Genomic DNA, 15854 nt, shown 5'->3' with positions numbered 1-15854 from the left:
GGTCCGGGCAACGGTGAGGCTGGTGGTTGGTGCCAAAGACCGCCACAATTCCCCCAGTGTCCACACACCGGCCCGCTGTGAGTGATCCATTCCTGTGGCGATGGAAACAGGAACGTCTTTGTTTTCTTCCGGAACGGGCTCTTTGGAGAGAGGAAGGCAGCATCTTGATGGTGGCGGATCTGCATCTGGGCAAGGCCGAATGCTTTCAAGCCCATGGCATCCCCCTCCCCAGTGATGGCGATGCCGGCACCTTGAATCGTCTGCTCGCGCTCTGCCACCGATGGAGACCGAACCGATTGGTGATCCTCGGCGATCTGATCCACTCCCGGCTGGGGATGACCAACAAGCTCAGGGACGTGCTCAAAGTTCTCCCCGAGCTGATTCACGCCGAGGTCGATTGGATCGGCGGCAATCACGACCGGCGCAGCTGGCTGGAGGGACTGCCGCAACAAGCCGCTCAACCCATGGGAGGTCTTTGGCTCAGCCATGAACCAGAGACGCCGCCCCCGGACACGGATCAACCCCTGCTCAACATCTGCGGTCACATTCACCCGATGGGACGCATTCATGGCGGATGTGACCATCTGCGCTTGCCATGCTTTGCCTATGAGCCTGACAATGAGCGTCTAATCATTCCAGCGTTCGGGGAGTTGACGGGAGGCCATGACTGCGACCACCGTTACCGGCAATGGCTGGTGGCCGACGACACCATCGTTCCTTGGTTAAGTCCCACCCCCCCAAAGCGGGCCAAGGCATCCGCGTGACAGCACCTCGACCGAAGCAACGGGTGAGAACCGGGGCCGGTCGACGGCTGTGGTGGCTGCGGAAACGCGTGTTGCTGCTTTCCAGTCCGCTGCTGATCTTTACGGCCCTGGTGTTGCTGGCGCCCAATGTTCCAGACAGCAATGAACAAAAGGACGATCTTTCAACCAGCGAAACCTCCACATCCACCAGCCGAGCATCGTTCCAGTACATCCCAGACGGGGAGGTTTATGCCCTGGAACTGGATCCCCGTAAGGTCCGCTTTGGCCTGCTCGAGGGGTGGGACCGAGAACAGGATGCGTTTGAAGACACAACAGCCCATGCATTTGTCTCCGGACCGATGTACGAACGGCACCTGGACATCGCCGGTCAGGAACTCACCGTTCCACTGGGTGACCTGAAGTTCGGATCGAGAATCTGGCGCGGTCGCAATCGAACCGCATCCCTGCAACGCGCCTTCATGGGCATCCGCCACGACGGCCAGGTTGATTTCGGCTACGGCGCACTCACAGACGAACGGGCCCGTCGATACGACACCTTCATCGGTGGCTTGCACAGCCTTTACAACGACATTGAAGTCGCTCCCGACAGTTACAAAGGGGCCTACAGCATCAGCATGGGGCAACGGATCCGCTATTACCTGCCGCGGATTCGAATGGTGATGGGCCTGCGCAGTGACGGACGCGTTGAAGTCCTCATGAGCCGTGATGGCCTCACCCTGGAACAAACCAAGGACCTCGCCCGCCGCCGGCGCTATCTGGCCGCTTACATGCCAGACCACGCCTCGAAAAGCCGTCTGATTATTCCGGGGGTGAAGGGGTTCACCGAAGAAGATGCGAACTGGATCAGCGGTGGGGCGACCAGCTTTGTCCACGTGCCTTATCTGCTGAGGATCAGCGAACGCAACCGTCCCCTCCGGGGTGACCTGCTCGCCGGAGTGACCCAGCGCATCCAAGAACGGAACCGTTGCGACGGTCCCCTGGACTGCAGCCGAAGCCTCGGAGGTCACCTCATGGACCGGGCTCTTGCCGGTCTCAACCGCGTGATGGAGCAGGGGGTGGAGCCCATTGCACGCATGATCTGGGCACCGACCCCCTCACCCAAGCAACGACGCCTGGATGATGCCGGCCAAGTCGCACCCGCCGACCAGCAGCAACGCTCACCACTCCGGGAGCCACCGATCACCGCCGACCCGCTGGTGCTGAGGGAACAGCCCTCCGTGCCGGAGGTCGAGGACGACGATTGGACACTGGCACCAGCAGAACCTCAGCTACCGGAGCCTGAACCGACGCAGCTCCCACCCGATTTGCCTCCTCCAGAACTCTTTGAGCAGAACGACGCAGCCGCGGCCGACCTCAACCCCGAGATCGATGATCTGCTTGGAGCACCGGCACCACCGGCACTTCCACCGCTGCCGCCCGTTCCTGCAGAGCCTCCACCGCTGTATCCGCCAACACAAAACTAGTCCGAACAGCGTGAGACAATTTTGAGATTCGCGAGACAATGATGTCAGCTTCGCTGGTGCCAATCCCCTTGGGCGCAGCGTTGATCATGGGATTTTCAATGAACCAGCTGCCCATGGCCCAGATGCAGCTGTTTCAAGACCTCAATCGAGAACTGGGTGTCCTCTGCCAGGACCCACCACGCAAGGCCCTCTCCGTGTGCAGGCTGCATTCAAGGCTGGTGCGAACACCCTGAAGGCCGCCAGGCTTATCAGTCCGAGGGATCCGGCGGCAGACGACGCTCCACTTGAACAAAGGCGAACCACGCCAGGGCAGCGGTGGCGCCACCACTCCAGTCGGAGCGAAGCAGCTCCACGATGGACACCGTGCTGGCCGTGATCCGCAAGGCACGAAGTCCAAATCGGCCGAGCCGCTGCAATCCCTTTCGCTCGGACATCCAATCAGAAGCAGACAAAAAAAAGCCGTCGGCAAGACGACGGCCTAATTAATCAAGGGATGTGTGATCCCAACTCGCAGACGATTCAATCGTCATCTTCTTCAACACCACCAACGGGAATCAAGCGGATGGCTTTCTTCCCGAGTTTGATGTCGAACTCAGCACCGGGCTCGAGGTTGAGCATGGCCGTATACGCCTTGCCAACCAGAAGGTTGCCGTTGCCCTGAACTTTCGCGGTGTAGCTGAGTTTGCGGCCGCCCTTACCGACGCCGGCACCACCACCGCTGAGATTGACGCCCTTGGCATCCAGCAGCGCCTCGTAGAACGCTGTGAAATTCAAGCGCTCTCCACCGTCCTTCTTGGTGGAGACGTAACCACAGGCTCGGACAATGTCTGACTTGGAGACATCACCAAGGTCTTTGACCTTGGAGAGAAGTTCAGCACCGGTGAGCATTGGGTCGTTACAACTAGGTACTTAATTTTTAACGGCCCAACCAGATAATTGTCAACAAATTCGTTGGTGATTAAAGCCCTGAAGCCAGGACGAATCGCTCACTCACCGGGTGCAAGCCGCCCATCAACGCTTGAACACACCATTGCAATCGCCAGGGGCAGGTTGAACGAAGCAATGCCCCTCAGGAGACCAATATCCAAGGGCTGGAAATTGAAGTCCCTGGGCACGGGCTTTGCTGTTGACATCGGCCACACCTTGTCCCTGGACAAGCACATGGCCCTCGCCATCAACGAGATCCAGGAAGTCATTTTCTTCCGTCTCCTTGGATGGATTCGCCAGGGCAAGGGTGGGGATCAGAGCCGCAGCACTCACGATCAGAAGCAAACGAAGCATGGTGGAAGAAGCTGATAAGCGAATGGAGAAGCAGAGGCTGAGGCGCAGCTAACTCAGTTCGATGTGACCAACACAGGAGTGCCAACCTTGATGCGGTTGAACACCTGGATGACATCGTCATTCAGCATGCGGATGCAACCCAAACTCACGGCGGAACGGAGTTTCACCCAACTCGGCCATGCCGTGCCATGGATCGCGTATTCACCGGTTCCGATTTGGACATAGGCGACATAACGCACACCCACCGGGTTTTGAGGACCCGGGGCAATCACCTTTCCCTTTTTGTGATAAACGGGCGCTGCATCCATTTTGGTCACCGCAAACTGACCGGGAACTGTGGGGGACTCCGGAGCACCAATCGCCACCGGGTACTTCCCGATGACCTTGCCGTCATCCAACAGGGTGAGATAGCGACTTTTCAGACTGATCTCCACGCTCGTTTCCGCCCGAGCGGAGACGGCCGTTGTGGCTCCGCACACAGCAACAGCCAGCATCGTTGCCAACAACGTCGGACGATTTCGCATGGTCGATCACGTTCAGCAAGTGGGAGCATTTTGACTTATTCGAAACGAGCTAGCGTCCGTTGACCTGCCGTTCACATCCGTCGATGTTCAGCTGTTCCGGATCAATCCGTGCCGTGATCGCAGGTGGGGTTGCCCTTTGCTCCGCCCTGGCATTACAGACACCCGTCCGAGCAGGATTTAGCCCGGAGCAACTGGCTGGTTTCGAAGTGACGCACCTGCGCGGTCAGGTGAGTGTTGTCCTGCCAGACCAGAAAGTCATCGAAGTCATCGACCCGGAAGGCCACAAAGAAATCATCACGGTCGGATTTGACATGACATCCCTTGGCCTCAAACCAGGGGACGGCGTTGATGTATCCGTTCTCGATGGATTGGTGGTCGATCTGCAGCTCAGCAAGAGCAGCGAGCTGAGCCTGAACCGAGAAGACATCATCATGCCCAGCACCATGGGTCCCCTCCCCAAGGGAACTCGGGTGGCCCTGGCTTCAGGAACAGCACGGGTTCTGAAAGTGTCCGCCAAGGATCGCTCCATCAGCCTGATGGGTCCGCTCGGGGGCATCCACAACCTCGATGTGATCAGCGATGCCAGCGACGATCTCTTTCCCAAGCTCAGAACAGGCGATCTCGTGGACTTCCGCCTGATCCAGCCCGTCGCCGTTGCCCTCGATCGCGTCCGTGCCGGGAAAGCGGTGCGCAGTGTTGCGGGGGAACCACCGATGACGGCCCCCCTGCGTGAACAGCCCGCCTCACTCCAGGCCGATCTGCTTCAAGCCTTCGAAATCACCAAACTGGAAGGGACGATTACCCGTCTGCAAGCGACGGATCAGGTGCTCGAGCTGCGGTCGCCCTACGGCCACGAGATGTTGATCACCAGCGGCGTGGACCTTCGAAGCGCCGGGGTGAAGGTTGGGGACACCGTCCAGATCGATCTTCTGGACGGTTTGGTCGTGGACCTGCAACGCAGCCCCCTCAAACGACTGAGCTTTCAACGGCAGGACGTGATCCTCTCGGAGGATTTTGGACCGGTCCGCAAGGGTGCACGGGTGGCGATGGGAACCGGTACGGCAGAGGTCGTCAAACTGACGATGTCAGACCAGGAAATGAGCCTGCGCGGGCCCTTCGGCGGCGTTCACAACTTGGACGTCCGCGATGGCATCGATGGGGATCCCCTCAAGACACTGCGTGTTGGCGATTACGTGCAGTTCCGGGCGATTCAACCCGTTGCCATCGGCCTGCGCAAGCTGAACTGATCCAATCAAAGACCCTGCTGGGAGGCGAGAGCACGCACCACGTCTCCCCGGGTGAGCACACCAATCGGTCGACGGGCTTCGTCCACCACGAACAAGCGCTGGGTGCCCCGATCATGCAATTGGGAGGCGGCCTTCGGCAGTGGCAAGGTCTCACGACAGCTGTGGCTGTCCTTGCTCATCAATTCGGCAACGGTGGTGCCGAGCACCTGATGCACCTGTTTGTCCCAGTTCAATGGGTTCTTCAGATAGATCACGCTGTCCAACAGCATCACGTAGGGACCAGCGTCAACACCGCTCTCGCGCACCATCAGATCCTGTTCCGTCAACTCCCCGATCAATCCTCCAGCCGCATCCACCACCGGTAAACCGCTGATGTGGTGATCACTGATCAATTTGACGGCATCCTGCAAGGGAGTCTCAGCACTGACACTCAGCACTGGCTGAGTCATCACATCCGCGACCGTCAGCTTCAAAACCATGAGACGTCCTCATCTGGTTGCATTCTGCTGGGCAACATCCGTCCTGGGTGCTGCTGTAGTGGGTTGAACTGATCCACAGCTCTGAACCCCCGCATCCTTCGCCGCAGCGCCGACGCGCTGACCATCGGCCGCGCTGTCTGTGGCCTGCCCCTGATCCTGGCGCTGCAGGCCGGCTGGCAACCGCTGGCCTGGGGAGTGTTGTTGGTGGCAGGACTGAGCGATGCCGCCGACGGTTGGCTGGCGCGCAAGGCCGGTGGTGGCACCAGCTGGGGCGCACGGCTCGACCCCTTAACCGACAAGGTTCTGATCCTGGCGCCCTTGCTGTGGCTTGCGACCGAACAACGGCTTCCGCTCTGGGCCGTTTGGTTGTTGCTGGCCCGTGAATTGCTGATTTCCGGGTGGCGCGCCGCAGCGGACGATGGGGCCCCAGCCTCGAGCGCTGGGAAGGCCAAAACGATTCTTCAATTTGTCAGTCTGCTGATGCTGCTCTGGCCAGCAACATGGACCGGACATGTCGTCCTGATCCGGATTGGATGGTGGCTGTTCTGGCCATCCCTGCTGCTGGCCTTGAGCTCCGCCGCGGCCTATCTCAAACCCCGATCAACGACGCATCAGCGCTGAAATCAGGGTCCTGCGTTGGCTGCAACGCATAGTCGTTGTCGTAACTGTCCTTGAGCCCAGCCGCCAGGTCGAAGCGAGGCTGCCAGGCCAGCTCGCGTTCGACCCGGGTGATGGCGGTCAGAAAATGGTTCAGCCGTAGCGGAAACGCTTTCCTGGCCTTGGGGTCCAACCCGGATGGATCGAAACTGCGGAGCTTGAGGGCCTCAGGATCCTTACCGCAAGCCACGGCAGCCGCCTGAATCAGGCCTTTGAAGGTCACCCCCTGGGAACCGGAACAGTTGTAAATGCGATTGGCCGCGGCCTCCACATCGATGCAGCGGGCCATGGCCTCAGCCAGATCATCGACATGGCCAAGCTGGGTGATGGTGCTGCCATCCCCCGGCAGAGGAATCGGCCGATCGTTGACGATGCGATCGAAGAACCAGCGCTCGATCGGGTTGTAATTCCCGGGTCCGTAGATGTACGTGGGGCGGAAGCTGGTGAAGGGAACACCTTCAGCGCGGAGCCAGTGTTCGGTCTCCGCCTTGCCGGCATGACGACTCTGGGGATCCGTGGCGGCGTCTTCCGACAGCGGCCATTGCGCTGATGCGGCATAGACACCAGCCGAGCTGACATAAACGAACCGATGGGACGGAGCCCCCGTGATCGCCAACACCCTCCGGCTGTCCTCAAGCTTGCGCCCGGAGCTGTCGACAATCACGTCAAAGGAACGTCCCTTCAGAGAGGCCATTCCTTCGTCGGTACTCCGGTCTCCCTTGAGGTGCTCGACCCCATCGGGAACGCTGTTCTTGCCACGGGTGAGCAAGGTCAGCTCATGTCCCTGGGCTTTGAGCCGCGCCACCAGAGGTTTGCCAACAAAACGGGTCCCCCCCATCACCAGGATCTTCACGGGCGCGGTACACAGATTGGGGATGTATTGAAGCGCGGAGCAGCAGGATGGGCGTTACCCCACGTGCTCGCCATGGAGATCATCCCCGCCATCGATCTGCTCGACGGTGCCTGCGTGAGGCTGCATCAAGGGGATTACGACCAGGTCACCCGCTTCAGTGACGACCCCGTTGCCCAGGCACTGAGCTGGCAACGCCAAGGGGCGACACGTCTGCATCTGGTGGACCTCGACGGCGCCAAACGAGGCGAACCCGTGAACGACGCCGCGGTCCGGGCGATCACAGAAGCTCTCGACATCCCCGTCCAACTCGGTGGTGGCGTGCGCTCGTTGGCACGGGCTCAAGAGCTGCTCAGCTGTGGGCTTGACCGGGTGATCCTGGGAACGGTGGCGATCGAGCAACCCGACCTGGTGACGCAACTGGCCGAGCAACATCCCGGTCAGATCGTGGTGGGCATAGATGCCAAGGAGGGCAAGGTGGCCACCCGCGGCTGGATTGAACAAAGCGATGTACTGGCCACCGATTTGGCCGATCGCTTCAGCATCGCCGGAATCGCAGCGATCATCACCACGGACATCGCCACCGACGGCACCTTGGCTGGCCCCAATCTCACCGCACTGCGGGAGATGGCCGAGGCCAGCCATGTTCCTGTGATCGCCTCTGGCGGAATCGGATGCATGGCAGACCTTCTCTCCCTGCTGCCGCTGGAACCCCTCGGCGTGTCCGGGGTCATCGTCGGACGAGCTTTGTATGACGGCCGGGTGGATCTCGCCGAAGCGATCCAGGCCATCAGCAGGGATCGGATCCAGGACCCAACCATGACAAGCTCCAACCTGGCCTGATGAGGCCTGGCGGGCGTCATTAAAATGAACGAATTGCAGGACTTTCTGTGCTACGGCGTCCGGACATTCAGACCGAGTCGTCGTCCACTGTGAACGGCCTGCAGGACGTCTTTGAACGGTGCCGTGATCTGGGCATGCGGCTCAGCCGTCAGCGGCGGATGGTTCTGGAATTGCTCTGGACCGACCGGACCCATCTCAGCGCCCGCGACATCTTCGAGAAACTGAATGCCCGTGGACGCAGCATCGGGCACACCTCCGTCTATCAGAACCTTGAGGCCCTGCAATCCGCAGGTGTCATCGAATGTCTGGATCGTGCCAGTGGACGGCTCTACGGCTACCGCAGCGATCCCCACAGCCACCTGACCTGTCTCGATAGCGGGACCATTCAGGACATTGATATCGAACTTCCGAGCCAACTCCTCAAGGAGATCGAGGCCCAGACCGGCTTCAAGATCGAGTCATACACCCTTCAACTCAATGGTCGATCGACCCTGGAGAAATGAGCGCAAGCTCGTTACCTTGACGCTACCGAAGTTCCGATCCGCACCTTGGCCGCAACTCAACCGGTGCGAATCCTTCTCCAAGCACCGCCTTTGTTGGCGGAATCACTCGCCCTTCAGCTGACCCGGGAGCAGCCGGGGTGGGCCGTGGCGCTCAAGCCCGATCAACTCACGGGGCGTCCGTCCCTGGTGATCTGGTCGATCGATGCAGTCACCAGCCTGGCCGCCATCGACCGCGAAGCCCGCGCCAACGGCGAACGCTGGCCATCAACGCCCTTACTGCTTCTGATCCCAGAGGATCTGACCATTGCCCAGGAGGCCTTGCTGGCCCTCCCCGCGGCAGGACTGCTCCAAAACAGCGACCTCAGTGATCTTCAGGGCGCCGTCACCACGCTTCTCGAAGGTGGCCGTGTTGTGCGCTTGAGCGCAGGCTCGGGCCGCTCCAATCCGAGCGACCGCGCTTCAACCATGGGGCTCGGCCAATGGCTTCTGGTCAGTGGTCTGCAACAGATCAGCAGCGATCTTCAGGTGATTGAGGCGCTGCTCAACCCACCACCAACACAGCTGTTGCTGCGCATTGTCCTGGAGGGACGACGCCGGGAATTGCGCAGTGCCCACGGATTGCTGCTCTGGATCTGGGGTCCACTGCAGCTCGGCCTGGCGGATTCAGTTCCACTTCATCCCTCCTCCGCGATTCCATCCACCACACCGACCGCGGGGCATCAGCCCGCAAGCGCTGGCACCGCCATCACCCTGCGTGAGCGCAATGCCGTCGCCGTCTGGGAGGCCATTCAGGAGCGGATCACCGCCTCGCTGCAACCCGGACTCAGCAATGGCACAGGTCGCTTGCTGGCCCTGGATGGTCTCAACCCAGAACGGCGCCGGGAGCTGGTGTTGGCTCTTCTGCAGCAGTTGGAGGCCGTCCTGAAGCGTCTCCGCGAAACACCCGCCAACACCAGCCCCCAGGAGACCTGGGGACAACTGCAAGGCGAACTGCGTCGGCAAGCGCTCACGAGCATGGCCGGCAGCTATGTGCAGATTCCGCGGGCCGGAGCACTGCTGCCCGTCGCCCAACAACTGCTGGACCATGCCGACTTCAGCAGCAGCGATGCCGAACTCCCGGAGGCCGACGCGATGCTGTCTCCGTTGCTGGCGGGACAGCCCGTGCTGGTCAATGGGCAACTGCTTCCCCCAGATGATCCACGCGCTCTGCTCCAGCTGGAGATCCTGGTCAGCAACTGGTTGATTCGCACCGCTGAGCTCATCGGGTCTGATCTGCTTGACCTCTGCGGCGAATGGCCAGAACTCCGTCGCTATCTGCTCAATGACGCGCTGATTTCAACGCGGGAATTGGAACGACTCCGCAACCAGCTGAACAGCCAACTGCGTTGGGACGACTGGATTCAACGGCCCATCGATCTCTACGAAAGCAAACGGACCCTGTTTCAACTGGAGGCCGGCCGCATCGTTCCGATCCAGCGGCTCGAACCCAGAGACCAGGAGCTCAGGGGCCTCGGATGGTGGCAACGACAGGTGGCTCTGCTCCTGGAAACACGCGACGCATTGGCTCCCCAGCTCCACGCCTTGATCCAGCGCATCGGAGATCTGATGGTCCTGATGCTGACCCAGGTCATCGGTCGGGGCATCGGCTTGATCGGACGCGGCATCGCCCAAGGCATGGGTCGTCATCTCGGACGCGGATAATGACCGCCGACGGCAACCGCCCGATGGCTTCCCTGCTCCAGGTTCTGTTTGCGATCAGTCTCGCCGTGATGCTGTGGGTCAGCCCTGCAGAAGCCATCCGGGACAACGACAGCTACGACGGCAACATCTATGCCCTGTATGCCGGAAACGGCTCCTTGGTTCCACCCGCCAACACCCTCGAAGACAGCCTGAAAGCAGGCCGCACCGCTGTGATCGTGTTTTACCTCGATGACAGCGCCGTGAGTAAGCGCTTCGCCCCCGTGGTGTCCGAACTGCAGAGAATCTGGACCCGGTCGATCGATCTGATGCCCCTGTCCACCGACCCTCTGCAGAACCGTGACAGCGGTGCCGCGAGTGATCCTGCGACCTACTGGCACGGAACGATTCCTCAGGTGGTGGTGATCGCCCCCGACGGTCAGGTGGTCTTTGATCAGGACGGTCAGGTGTCGCTGCAGCAGATCAACGACGCCATCAGCGCAGCCACGGGACTGGCCGCTCCCGACCTCAGCGCGATCGATCCCGGCGGCAGTTTCAACGAGGTGAACATCGAAGTCACCCCAGGCTGAGGCGGATGCCAACGATCCGCCTACGCTGCCGCGAGTTTGCTGCTTAAGACGGCGTGGTTCTGCCTCTTGCTTCGCTTGCCCTCGGTCTCGGCGTGGGCTGGCTTGAACTGCGTCACCGTCTACGACCGTCGTCCCCACTGCAGCTGAGGGGACGTGACTGGTCGGTGCACCAAGACGGATCCCGGCTTCAGGTCGACGGTGTTCTGGAGATTTCCAATCCACACCGCCGCATGGAGATCTTCGTTCCGGAGCTGACGGTCAAGCCGGTCCTGCTTGGATCTGCCGATCCATCCGCCCTGACCGTGACCACCCAGGTCCGCAGTGCCCATCCCGATGAGCCATCGCGGAACGATGGCTACTGGGCCGCGTACATCGTCAAGGGACATCGCAGCACCGAGGCGAGGGTCCGGATCACGATCGACGCTCCGGCTGGAACCGATCCAGGCACTCTCGTCGACACCTTGTGGGTGGATGTCGACTGGATCAATTACGGGCCCTTCGGACGACTGATGCGCCGCCAAGGGGTGTTGGTTCCCCTGACCAGACCACAACCTTTAGACGCTGAGCAAGCCAGGTTCCGCGACGGCGACCGTTGTGCGGTGTTGCCGCTGAAAACACACCTGCTGGGAACCCTGGATGATCCGATCGACGTGATGCGCACGTACGCCGGTCACCTCACCCAACCCGGCGATGTCCTGACCATCGGCGAAACACCGATCGCGGTGATTCAGAACCGCTACCGCCACCCCAGTGAAGTCGAACCGGGTCTGGTCGCGCGCCTCGCCTGCCGGGTGTTCCACCCCACCAGCAGCCTGGCGACGGCCTGCGGCATGCAGACCTTGATCGACCTGGTAGGACCCACCCGGGTTCTCTGCGCCTGGCTGGGCGGCCTGGCCCTAAAGCTGATGGGAATCAAGGGAGGCTTCTATCGCCTTGCCGGTGACCAGGCCCGCCTGATCGACGACATCACCGGAACAACACCTCCCTACGACCAGACCATCGTTCTGGGCCCTGAGCAACCCGGTGCGCTCTGCCAGCGCGCGGCCGAAGCCCTCGGTGTCGCCGTTGCGATCGTGGATGTCAACGATCTTGGCCGCGTCAAGGTGCTGGCCTCCAGCCAAGGCTGTGATGAAGCCCTGCTGGAACGCGCTCTGCGCCCGAACCCCGCCGGCAACGCCAATGAACGCACTCCGCTGGTGTTGGTCCGTCCGATCCAGGGATAAGCGATAGATTGGAGGTCGTGCAGTGAGGATCAGCACCGATGGCTGACGACCTCCTGAAGAAACTGCGGGTTGAGACGCTCAAACCCCAGCACCTCACCAAGCTCGACAGCCGAGTGGCATCCACCGAGCTGCTCGGCCTCCAGGCCTCTCTGGTGGGGGATTGGATTGCCCAACTCGAGCAGCGCTTCCCCGATCTCCTGCCGTCTCGGTCACCCCGTTGTCTGGTGGCCCTGGATGACCAACAACCGGTGTCGGCCGTCATTGTCCGTCCCTACAACCGTCGTGGCAGCTGCTGGAGCCTGGATCGGCCCCAGCCGCTGAATGCGAGTTCCCGCTTCAGCACCGCATCCATTGAGCGGGCTCTCCTCCATCAGGGGCTTCAGCTGGGCAGTCCACACATCTGCAGCTGGGTGGCCCGCTGCCCGGCTGCAGACGGCCATGCGGTGTCTCAACTCAGGGAACTTGGCTTCCAACCCTTGCGCCCCTATCAGCTCTGGACACCGCCAAAAACAGCCGCGACCGACGCAGCCAAGTCCAGCCTTGGGTCAGCCCTGCACTGGGAACCGATCAATCGCCGCACCGCCCGGCTGCTCTGGCCGATCGAACAGTGCGGCAGTTTTAGTCATTTGCGCCAGATCACGGATCGCCACTGGCTGGATCTGCTTGATCGCGGCGGCCCCGGATGTGGCGTGTTGATGGCCGGCGACAGCGTCTTAGCGGGGCTGGTCCGCACCCAGAGCAGTCCGCACCAACGCTTTCTGGAGCTGCTGCGAGATGTCGCGTGGGACGACCGGCTCAACGCTGCCCTGCCTGTTGTTCTCCACGACGTGCTGCAAAGCGCCCGTCCGGATGGGTTGATCACAAGCCTGGATGATCCGCCACTGCACGCGATTCTTGAGCAACAGGGTTGGAGCCAAGGCGAAGAGCAGCTCCTGATGGGACGGAACATGTGGCGTCGCCAGTCCACGGCCCGACCGATTGGTCTCAGTCGACCGATCGACGAGATGCTCGGTCGGCTTCGACCGCCACAAACGCCCGTGCCAACCCCGAGCCTGGGACGACGCTGACATGGGTCGTGCGCCGACTCCCTGTTCGGTCCTGAGTCTCGATGTTGGCCGCCGCCGCATTGGCCTGGCTGGATGCGATGCACTCGGCATCACCGTTCGGCCCTTAACAGCTCTGCAACGGGGGCGCTTTGAAACGGATTTGGTCATCCTCCGCGAGCTCTGCCACGCACGCTCGGTGGTTGGCCTCGTGGTCGGACTTCCACTGGATGACAACGGCCAACCCACCGACCAGGCCACGCACTGCCAACGGTATGGGCAACGTCTCGGACGCGCTCTTGCCCTGCCTGTCGCCTGGGTGAATGAACACAGCAGCAGCTGGGCCGCGGCGGAACGCCATGGGCTGGCAGGGGATCGCAGCGGACGTCTGGACAGCGCCGCCGCCGCCTTGCTGCTGGAGCAATGGCTGCGGGATGGACCGGATCTCAAACCGGTCCATGAGAGCCCGGTTGAGACGAGCGTGTCCGACGGCCATGCATGATCCTTGGACCAGCATCTTGTCGAGCAAAACCGATGCGCGATCCTGGGCCGAGCGGAAGTGGTGACGTGCCAACAGTTCTGGTGCGCGGAAGCGAAGGCCAGGATCTGCTCTGCTTCCTAGAGCAACTGATTCCCCTGGATGGCCAGGACTACGCCCTGCTGACTCCAGTGGACACTCCGGTGTCTCTCTTTCGACTGAAGGACGAAGGGGATCCGGAACCGATTACAACCATCACGAGCAGCGAGCCGATCCTGTCCGTGGCGGATGTCGTACTCCAGGAGCATGACCTCACCCTGATTCGCTCCGCTGTCACCCTCACCGTGAGCGGTGAACTGGAAGAGCCGGACCCCGATGAGCTGGAGGACGACGATGAAGAGCTCGACGATGAGTCGGAGACCTATGAGCTGCTCGTGAGCTTCATGGTCGACGGCGAGGAATACGGGCTGTACATCCCGCTCGATCCCTTTTTCGTCGTGGCGCGGATGGTCGATGGCCAGGCAGAGCTGGTCGAAGGGGAGGACTTCGATCGCATCCAACCCCGCATCGAAGCGGAACTCGATGAGCGTGATCCGGGGGAATGAACGCGAAGCATCCACTGCAGCCTGATTGGGCTCCGGGGCTGACGATTGCGCACTTACCCCTGCCCCATCTCACGGCCCGAAACATCCAGGCCGCCGTTCTGGATGTCGACCGGACCTTGCTCCCTGGCCGTGATGTGCGACTGCCCGACAGCGTGCGGACCTGGCTGGATGATGCCCAACGACGCATGCGGCTTTATCTGTTCAGCAACAACCCGTCAAAAGCTCGGATCTCAGCGGTGGCTGAGCAGCTGAATCTGAGTTTCACCAGTGGGGCTGGCAAACCGAGACGCGGGGCCCTGCGTCGCGTGGTGCAAGAGCTGGACCTTCCGCCTGAACAGATCGCGATGGTCGGAGATCGTCTGTTCACCGACGTGCTGGTCGGCAACCGGCTTGGGCTGTACACCGTTCTGGTTCGACCGATTCGTGAGGACGGCAGCGCCTGTTCCCATGACACGGTGCAGCGACTGGAATACCGCTTGGCACGGTTCATGGGAGCGCCGAGCGCATGACGCTCTGGGTGGTCAAGCTGGGGACAAGCCTGCTCCGCGGCGATACCGAGCGGACGACGGCCAGCGTGATCGAGGGCTATGCCGCGAGCATCGCGTCCGCCTACGCACGGGGGGATCGCGTGGTGCTGGTGACCAGTGGCGCGGTCGGCCTGGGCTGCCAGAGCCTCGGTCGACGCCAACGTCCCGACTCCGTCGTAGCCCTGCAGGCCGCCGCAGCCATCGGCCAAAGCCATCTGATGGCCCTGTACCAGCGGGCCATGGATCGGCATGACCGCGCCGTGGCCCAGGTGCTTCTGACCCGATCCGATCTGGCGGAACGACGGCGCTATCACAACGCCTCCAACACCCTGCTTCAGCTGCTCGATTGGGGCGTGCTTCCCATCGTCAACGAAAACGACGCTCTATCACCGGCGGAGCTGCGTTTTGGAGATAACGACACCCTCTCCGCCCTCGTGGCCGCAGCGGTTGGAGCTGAACAACTGATCTTGCTCACCGATGTCGACAGGCTGTACTCCGCCGACCCCAGAACCAACGAGGACGCGCAACCGATCTCGGATGTGCGCAGCAGCCGTGAATTGCAATCGCTCGAAGCCGGAGCGGGAGATGGTGGCCGCTGGGGAACCGGCGGGATGACCACCAAGCTGGCCGCCGCGCGCATCGCCACGGCCAGCGGCATCACGGTCCATCTCGCCGACGGCCGTGATCCCCATCGCCTCGAAGCATTGCTCAGCGGAGGCCGGGGGGGAACGGTGTTCCATCCCAATGCTCAGCCGCTGGGCAATCGCCGCAGCTGGCTGGCCCACGTGCTTCAACCGGAAGGAAGCCTGCATCTCGATGCAGGAGCCTGTCGAGCTCTGGAACACAAGGGGGCCTCGTTGCTTCTGGTGGGCGTTCAGCGGGTCGAGGGCGAGTTCGATGCCAACCAGGCGGTCCGCCTGGTTGGACCCGAAGGACGCGACATTGGCCGCGGCCTCTGCAGCCGTGACAGCACCAGCCTGCGGGACGCCCTGAACACCCCCTCACAGCAGGGCGATTCGCCGGTGATCGTGCACCGGGACGTCCTCGTTTTGAGCGACCGCCATCTCAGCTGACTACGATCCGCCCGCCGATCTGCCCCG

Annotated in this window: 21 protein-coding genes; 15 read left to right on the top strand and 6 right to left on the bottom strand. The window is 61.7% G+C overall.

Annotated features, from left to right (window positions below):
* Nucleotides 1-77 precede the first annotated feature (77 nt).
* From pdeM to ACGVKB_RS10695, 3 genes are read left to right on the top strand one after another with little or no spacing between them, the layout of a single operon-like run.
* The gene (gene pdeM, locus ACGVKB_RS10705; protein WP_392351719.1) at nucleotides 78-764 is read left to right on the top strand and encodes a ligase-associated DNA damage response endonuclease PdeM; all 687 of its coding nucleotides are present in this window, start codon (nucleotides 78-80) and stop codon (nucleotides 762-764) included.
* A complete protein-coding gene (locus ACGVKB_RS10700; RefSeq protein WP_392351718.1) occupies nucleotides 719-2227 on the top strand; it encodes a hypothetical protein in 1509 nt (502 codons plus the stop codon). Before pdeM ends, ACGVKB_RS10700 begins: the two co-directional genes overlap by 46 nt.
* A gap of 41 nt (nucleotides 2228-2268) precedes the next feature.
* On the top strand, nucleotides 2269-2460 hold the full coding sequence (locus tag ACGVKB_RS10695; RefSeq protein ID WP_392351717.1) for a hypothetical protein: 192 nt from the start codon (nucleotides 2269-2271) through the stop codon (nucleotides 2458-2460).
* 15 nt (nucleotides 2461-2475) lie between these two features.
* On the opposite strand, the gene ACGVKB_RS10690 is transcribed toward ACGVKB_RS10695, so the two are convergent.
* The 4 genes from ACGVKB_RS10690 to ACGVKB_RS10675 form a co-directional block, all read right to left on the bottom strand.
* Nucleotides 2476-2661, bottom strand: a complete 186-nt coding sequence (locus ACGVKB_RS10690) for a hypothetical protein (protein ID WP_392351716.1) — start codon at nucleotides 2659-2661, stop codon at nucleotides 2476-2478.
* A gap of 85 nt (nucleotides 2662-2746) precedes the next feature.
* The gene (locus tag ACGVKB_RS10685; RefSeq protein WP_392351715.1) at nucleotides 2747-3115 is read right to left on the bottom strand and encodes an AbrB family transcriptional regulator; all 369 of its coding nucleotides are present in this window, start codon (nucleotides 3113-3115) and stop codon (nucleotides 2747-2749) included.
* Nucleotides 3116-3238: 123 nt separating this feature from the next.
* On the bottom strand, nucleotides 3239-3508 hold the full coding sequence (locus ACGVKB_RS10680) for a hypothetical protein (RefSeq protein ID WP_392351714.1): 270 nt from the start codon (nucleotides 3506-3508) through the stop codon (nucleotides 3239-3241).
* 53 nt (nucleotides 3509-3561) lie between these two features.
* A complete protein-coding gene (locus ACGVKB_RS10675; protein WP_392351769.1) occupies nucleotides 3562-4002 on the bottom strand; it encodes a L,D-transpeptidase in 441 nt (146 codons plus the stop codon).
* A gap of 113 nt (nucleotides 4003-4115) precedes the next feature.
* Here ACGVKB_RS10675 and ACGVKB_RS10670 point away from each other — a divergent pair, with 113 nt between their 5' ends.
* Nucleotides 4116-5279 (top strand): hypothetical protein, encoded by a 1164-nt coding sequence (locus tag ACGVKB_RS10670; RefSeq protein ID WP_392351713.1) that lies wholly within the window; start codon nucleotides 4116-4118, stop codon nucleotides 5277-5279.
* Between the two features lie 5 nt (nucleotides 5280-5284).
* On the opposite strand, the gene ACGVKB_RS10665 is transcribed toward ACGVKB_RS10670, so the two are convergent.
* Nucleotides 5285-5758: a CBS domain-containing protein gene (locus tag ACGVKB_RS10665; RefSeq protein WP_392351712.1), complete on the bottom strand. Its 474-nt coding sequence runs from the start codon at nucleotides 5756-5758 to the stop codon at nucleotides 5285-5287.
* A gap of 81 nt (nucleotides 5759-5839) precedes the next feature.
* Between ACGVKB_RS10665 and ACGVKB_RS10660 the strand changes: the two genes are divergently transcribed.
* Entirely contained in the window at nucleotides 5840-6379 is a 540-nt protein-coding gene (locus ACGVKB_RS10660; RefSeq protein ID WP_392351768.1) for a CDP-alcohol phosphatidyltransferase family protein, read from the top strand.
* On the opposite strand, the gene ACGVKB_RS10655 is transcribed toward ACGVKB_RS10660, so the two are convergent.
* The gene (locus ACGVKB_RS10655) at nucleotides 6348-7268 is read right to left on the bottom strand and encodes an NAD-dependent epimerase/dehydratase family protein (RefSeq protein WP_392351711.1); all 921 of its coding nucleotides are present in this window, start codon (nucleotides 7266-7268) and stop codon (nucleotides 6348-6350) included. The two genes, ACGVKB_RS10660 and ACGVKB_RS10655, sit on opposite strands and share 32 nt — an antisense overlap.
* Nucleotides 7269-7340: 72 nt before the next feature.
* Here ACGVKB_RS10655 and hisA point away from each other — a divergent pair, with 72 nt between their 5' ends.
* From hisA to proB, 10 genes are all read left to right on the top strand, one after another.
* On the top strand, nucleotides 7341-8108 hold the full coding sequence (gene hisA / locus ACGVKB_RS10650; protein ID WP_392351710.1) for a 1-(5-phosphoribosyl)-5-[(5-phosphoribosylamino)methylideneamino]imidazole-4-carboxamide isomerase: 768 nt from the start codon (nucleotides 7341-7343) through the stop codon (nucleotides 8106-8108).
* A gap of 134 nt (nucleotides 8109-8242) precedes the next feature.
* Complete coding sequence (locus ACGVKB_RS10645) at nucleotides 8243-8611, top strand: transcriptional repressor (protein WP_392351767.1); 369 nt, start codon at nucleotides 8243-8245, stop codon at nucleotides 8609-8611.
* A 45-nt stretch (nucleotides 8612-8656) separates the two neighbouring features.
* Nucleotides 8657-10312 carry a DUF3685 domain-containing protein gene (locus tag ACGVKB_RS10640; protein ID WP_392351709.1) on the top strand — a complete coding sequence of 552 codons (1656 nt, stop codon included), beginning with the start codon at nucleotides 8657-8659 and terminating at the stop codon, nucleotides 10310-10312.
* Nucleotides 10313-10335: 23 nt separating this feature from the next.
* Nucleotides 10336-10878, top strand: coding sequence for a thylakoid membrane photosystem I accumulation factor (locus ACGVKB_RS10635; protein ID WP_392351708.1), 543 nt, complete (start codon nucleotides 10336-10338; stop codon nucleotides 10876-10878).
* A 53-nt stretch (nucleotides 10879-10931) separates the two neighbouring features.
* Nucleotides 10932-12101 carry a F420-0:Gamma-glutamyl ligase gene (locus tag ACGVKB_RS10630; protein ID WP_392351707.1) on the top strand — a complete coding sequence of 390 codons (1170 nt, stop codon included), beginning with the start codon at nucleotides 10932-10934 and terminating at the stop codon, nucleotides 12099-12101.
* Nucleotides 12102-12139: 38 nt separating this feature from the next.
* Entirely contained in the window at nucleotides 12140-13168 is a 1029-nt protein-coding gene (locus ACGVKB_RS10625; RefSeq protein WP_392351706.1) for a hypothetical protein, read from the top strand.
* A 1-nt stretch (nucleotide 13169) separates the two neighbouring features.
* Nucleotides 13170-13646: a Holliday junction resolvase RuvX gene (gene ruvX, locus ACGVKB_RS10620; RefSeq protein ID WP_392351705.1), complete on the top strand. Its 477-nt coding sequence runs from the start codon at nucleotides 13170-13172 to the stop codon at nucleotides 13644-13646.
* Between the two features lie 32 nt (nucleotides 13647-13678).
* Nucleotides 13679-14227, top strand: a complete 549-nt coding sequence (locus ACGVKB_RS10615; RefSeq protein WP_392351704.1) for a DUF3727 domain-containing protein — start codon at nucleotides 13679-13681, stop codon at nucleotides 14225-14227.
* Nucleotides 14224-14736, top strand: a complete 513-nt coding sequence (locus ACGVKB_RS10610; RefSeq protein ID WP_392351703.1) for a YqeG family HAD IIIA-type phosphatase — start codon at nucleotides 14224-14226, stop codon at nucleotides 14734-14736. The genes ACGVKB_RS10615 and ACGVKB_RS10610 overlap by 4 nt, the downstream gene beginning before the upstream one ends.
* Nucleotides 14733-15827 carry a glutamate 5-kinase gene (gene proB / locus ACGVKB_RS10605; protein WP_392351702.1) on the top strand — a complete coding sequence of 365 codons (1095 nt, stop codon included), beginning with the start codon at nucleotides 14733-14735 and terminating at the stop codon, nucleotides 15825-15827. Before ACGVKB_RS10610 ends, proB begins: the two co-directional genes overlap by 4 nt.
* Nucleotides 15828-15854 lie beyond the last annotated feature (27 nt).

The sequence above is a fragment of the Parasynechococcus sp. genome, from assembly GCF_042954325.1.
Lineage (GTDB): Bacteria > Cyanobacteriota > Cyanobacteriia > PCC-6307 > Cyanobiaceae > Parasynechococcus.
This window is presented reverse-complemented; position numbering and strand designations above follow the sequence as displayed.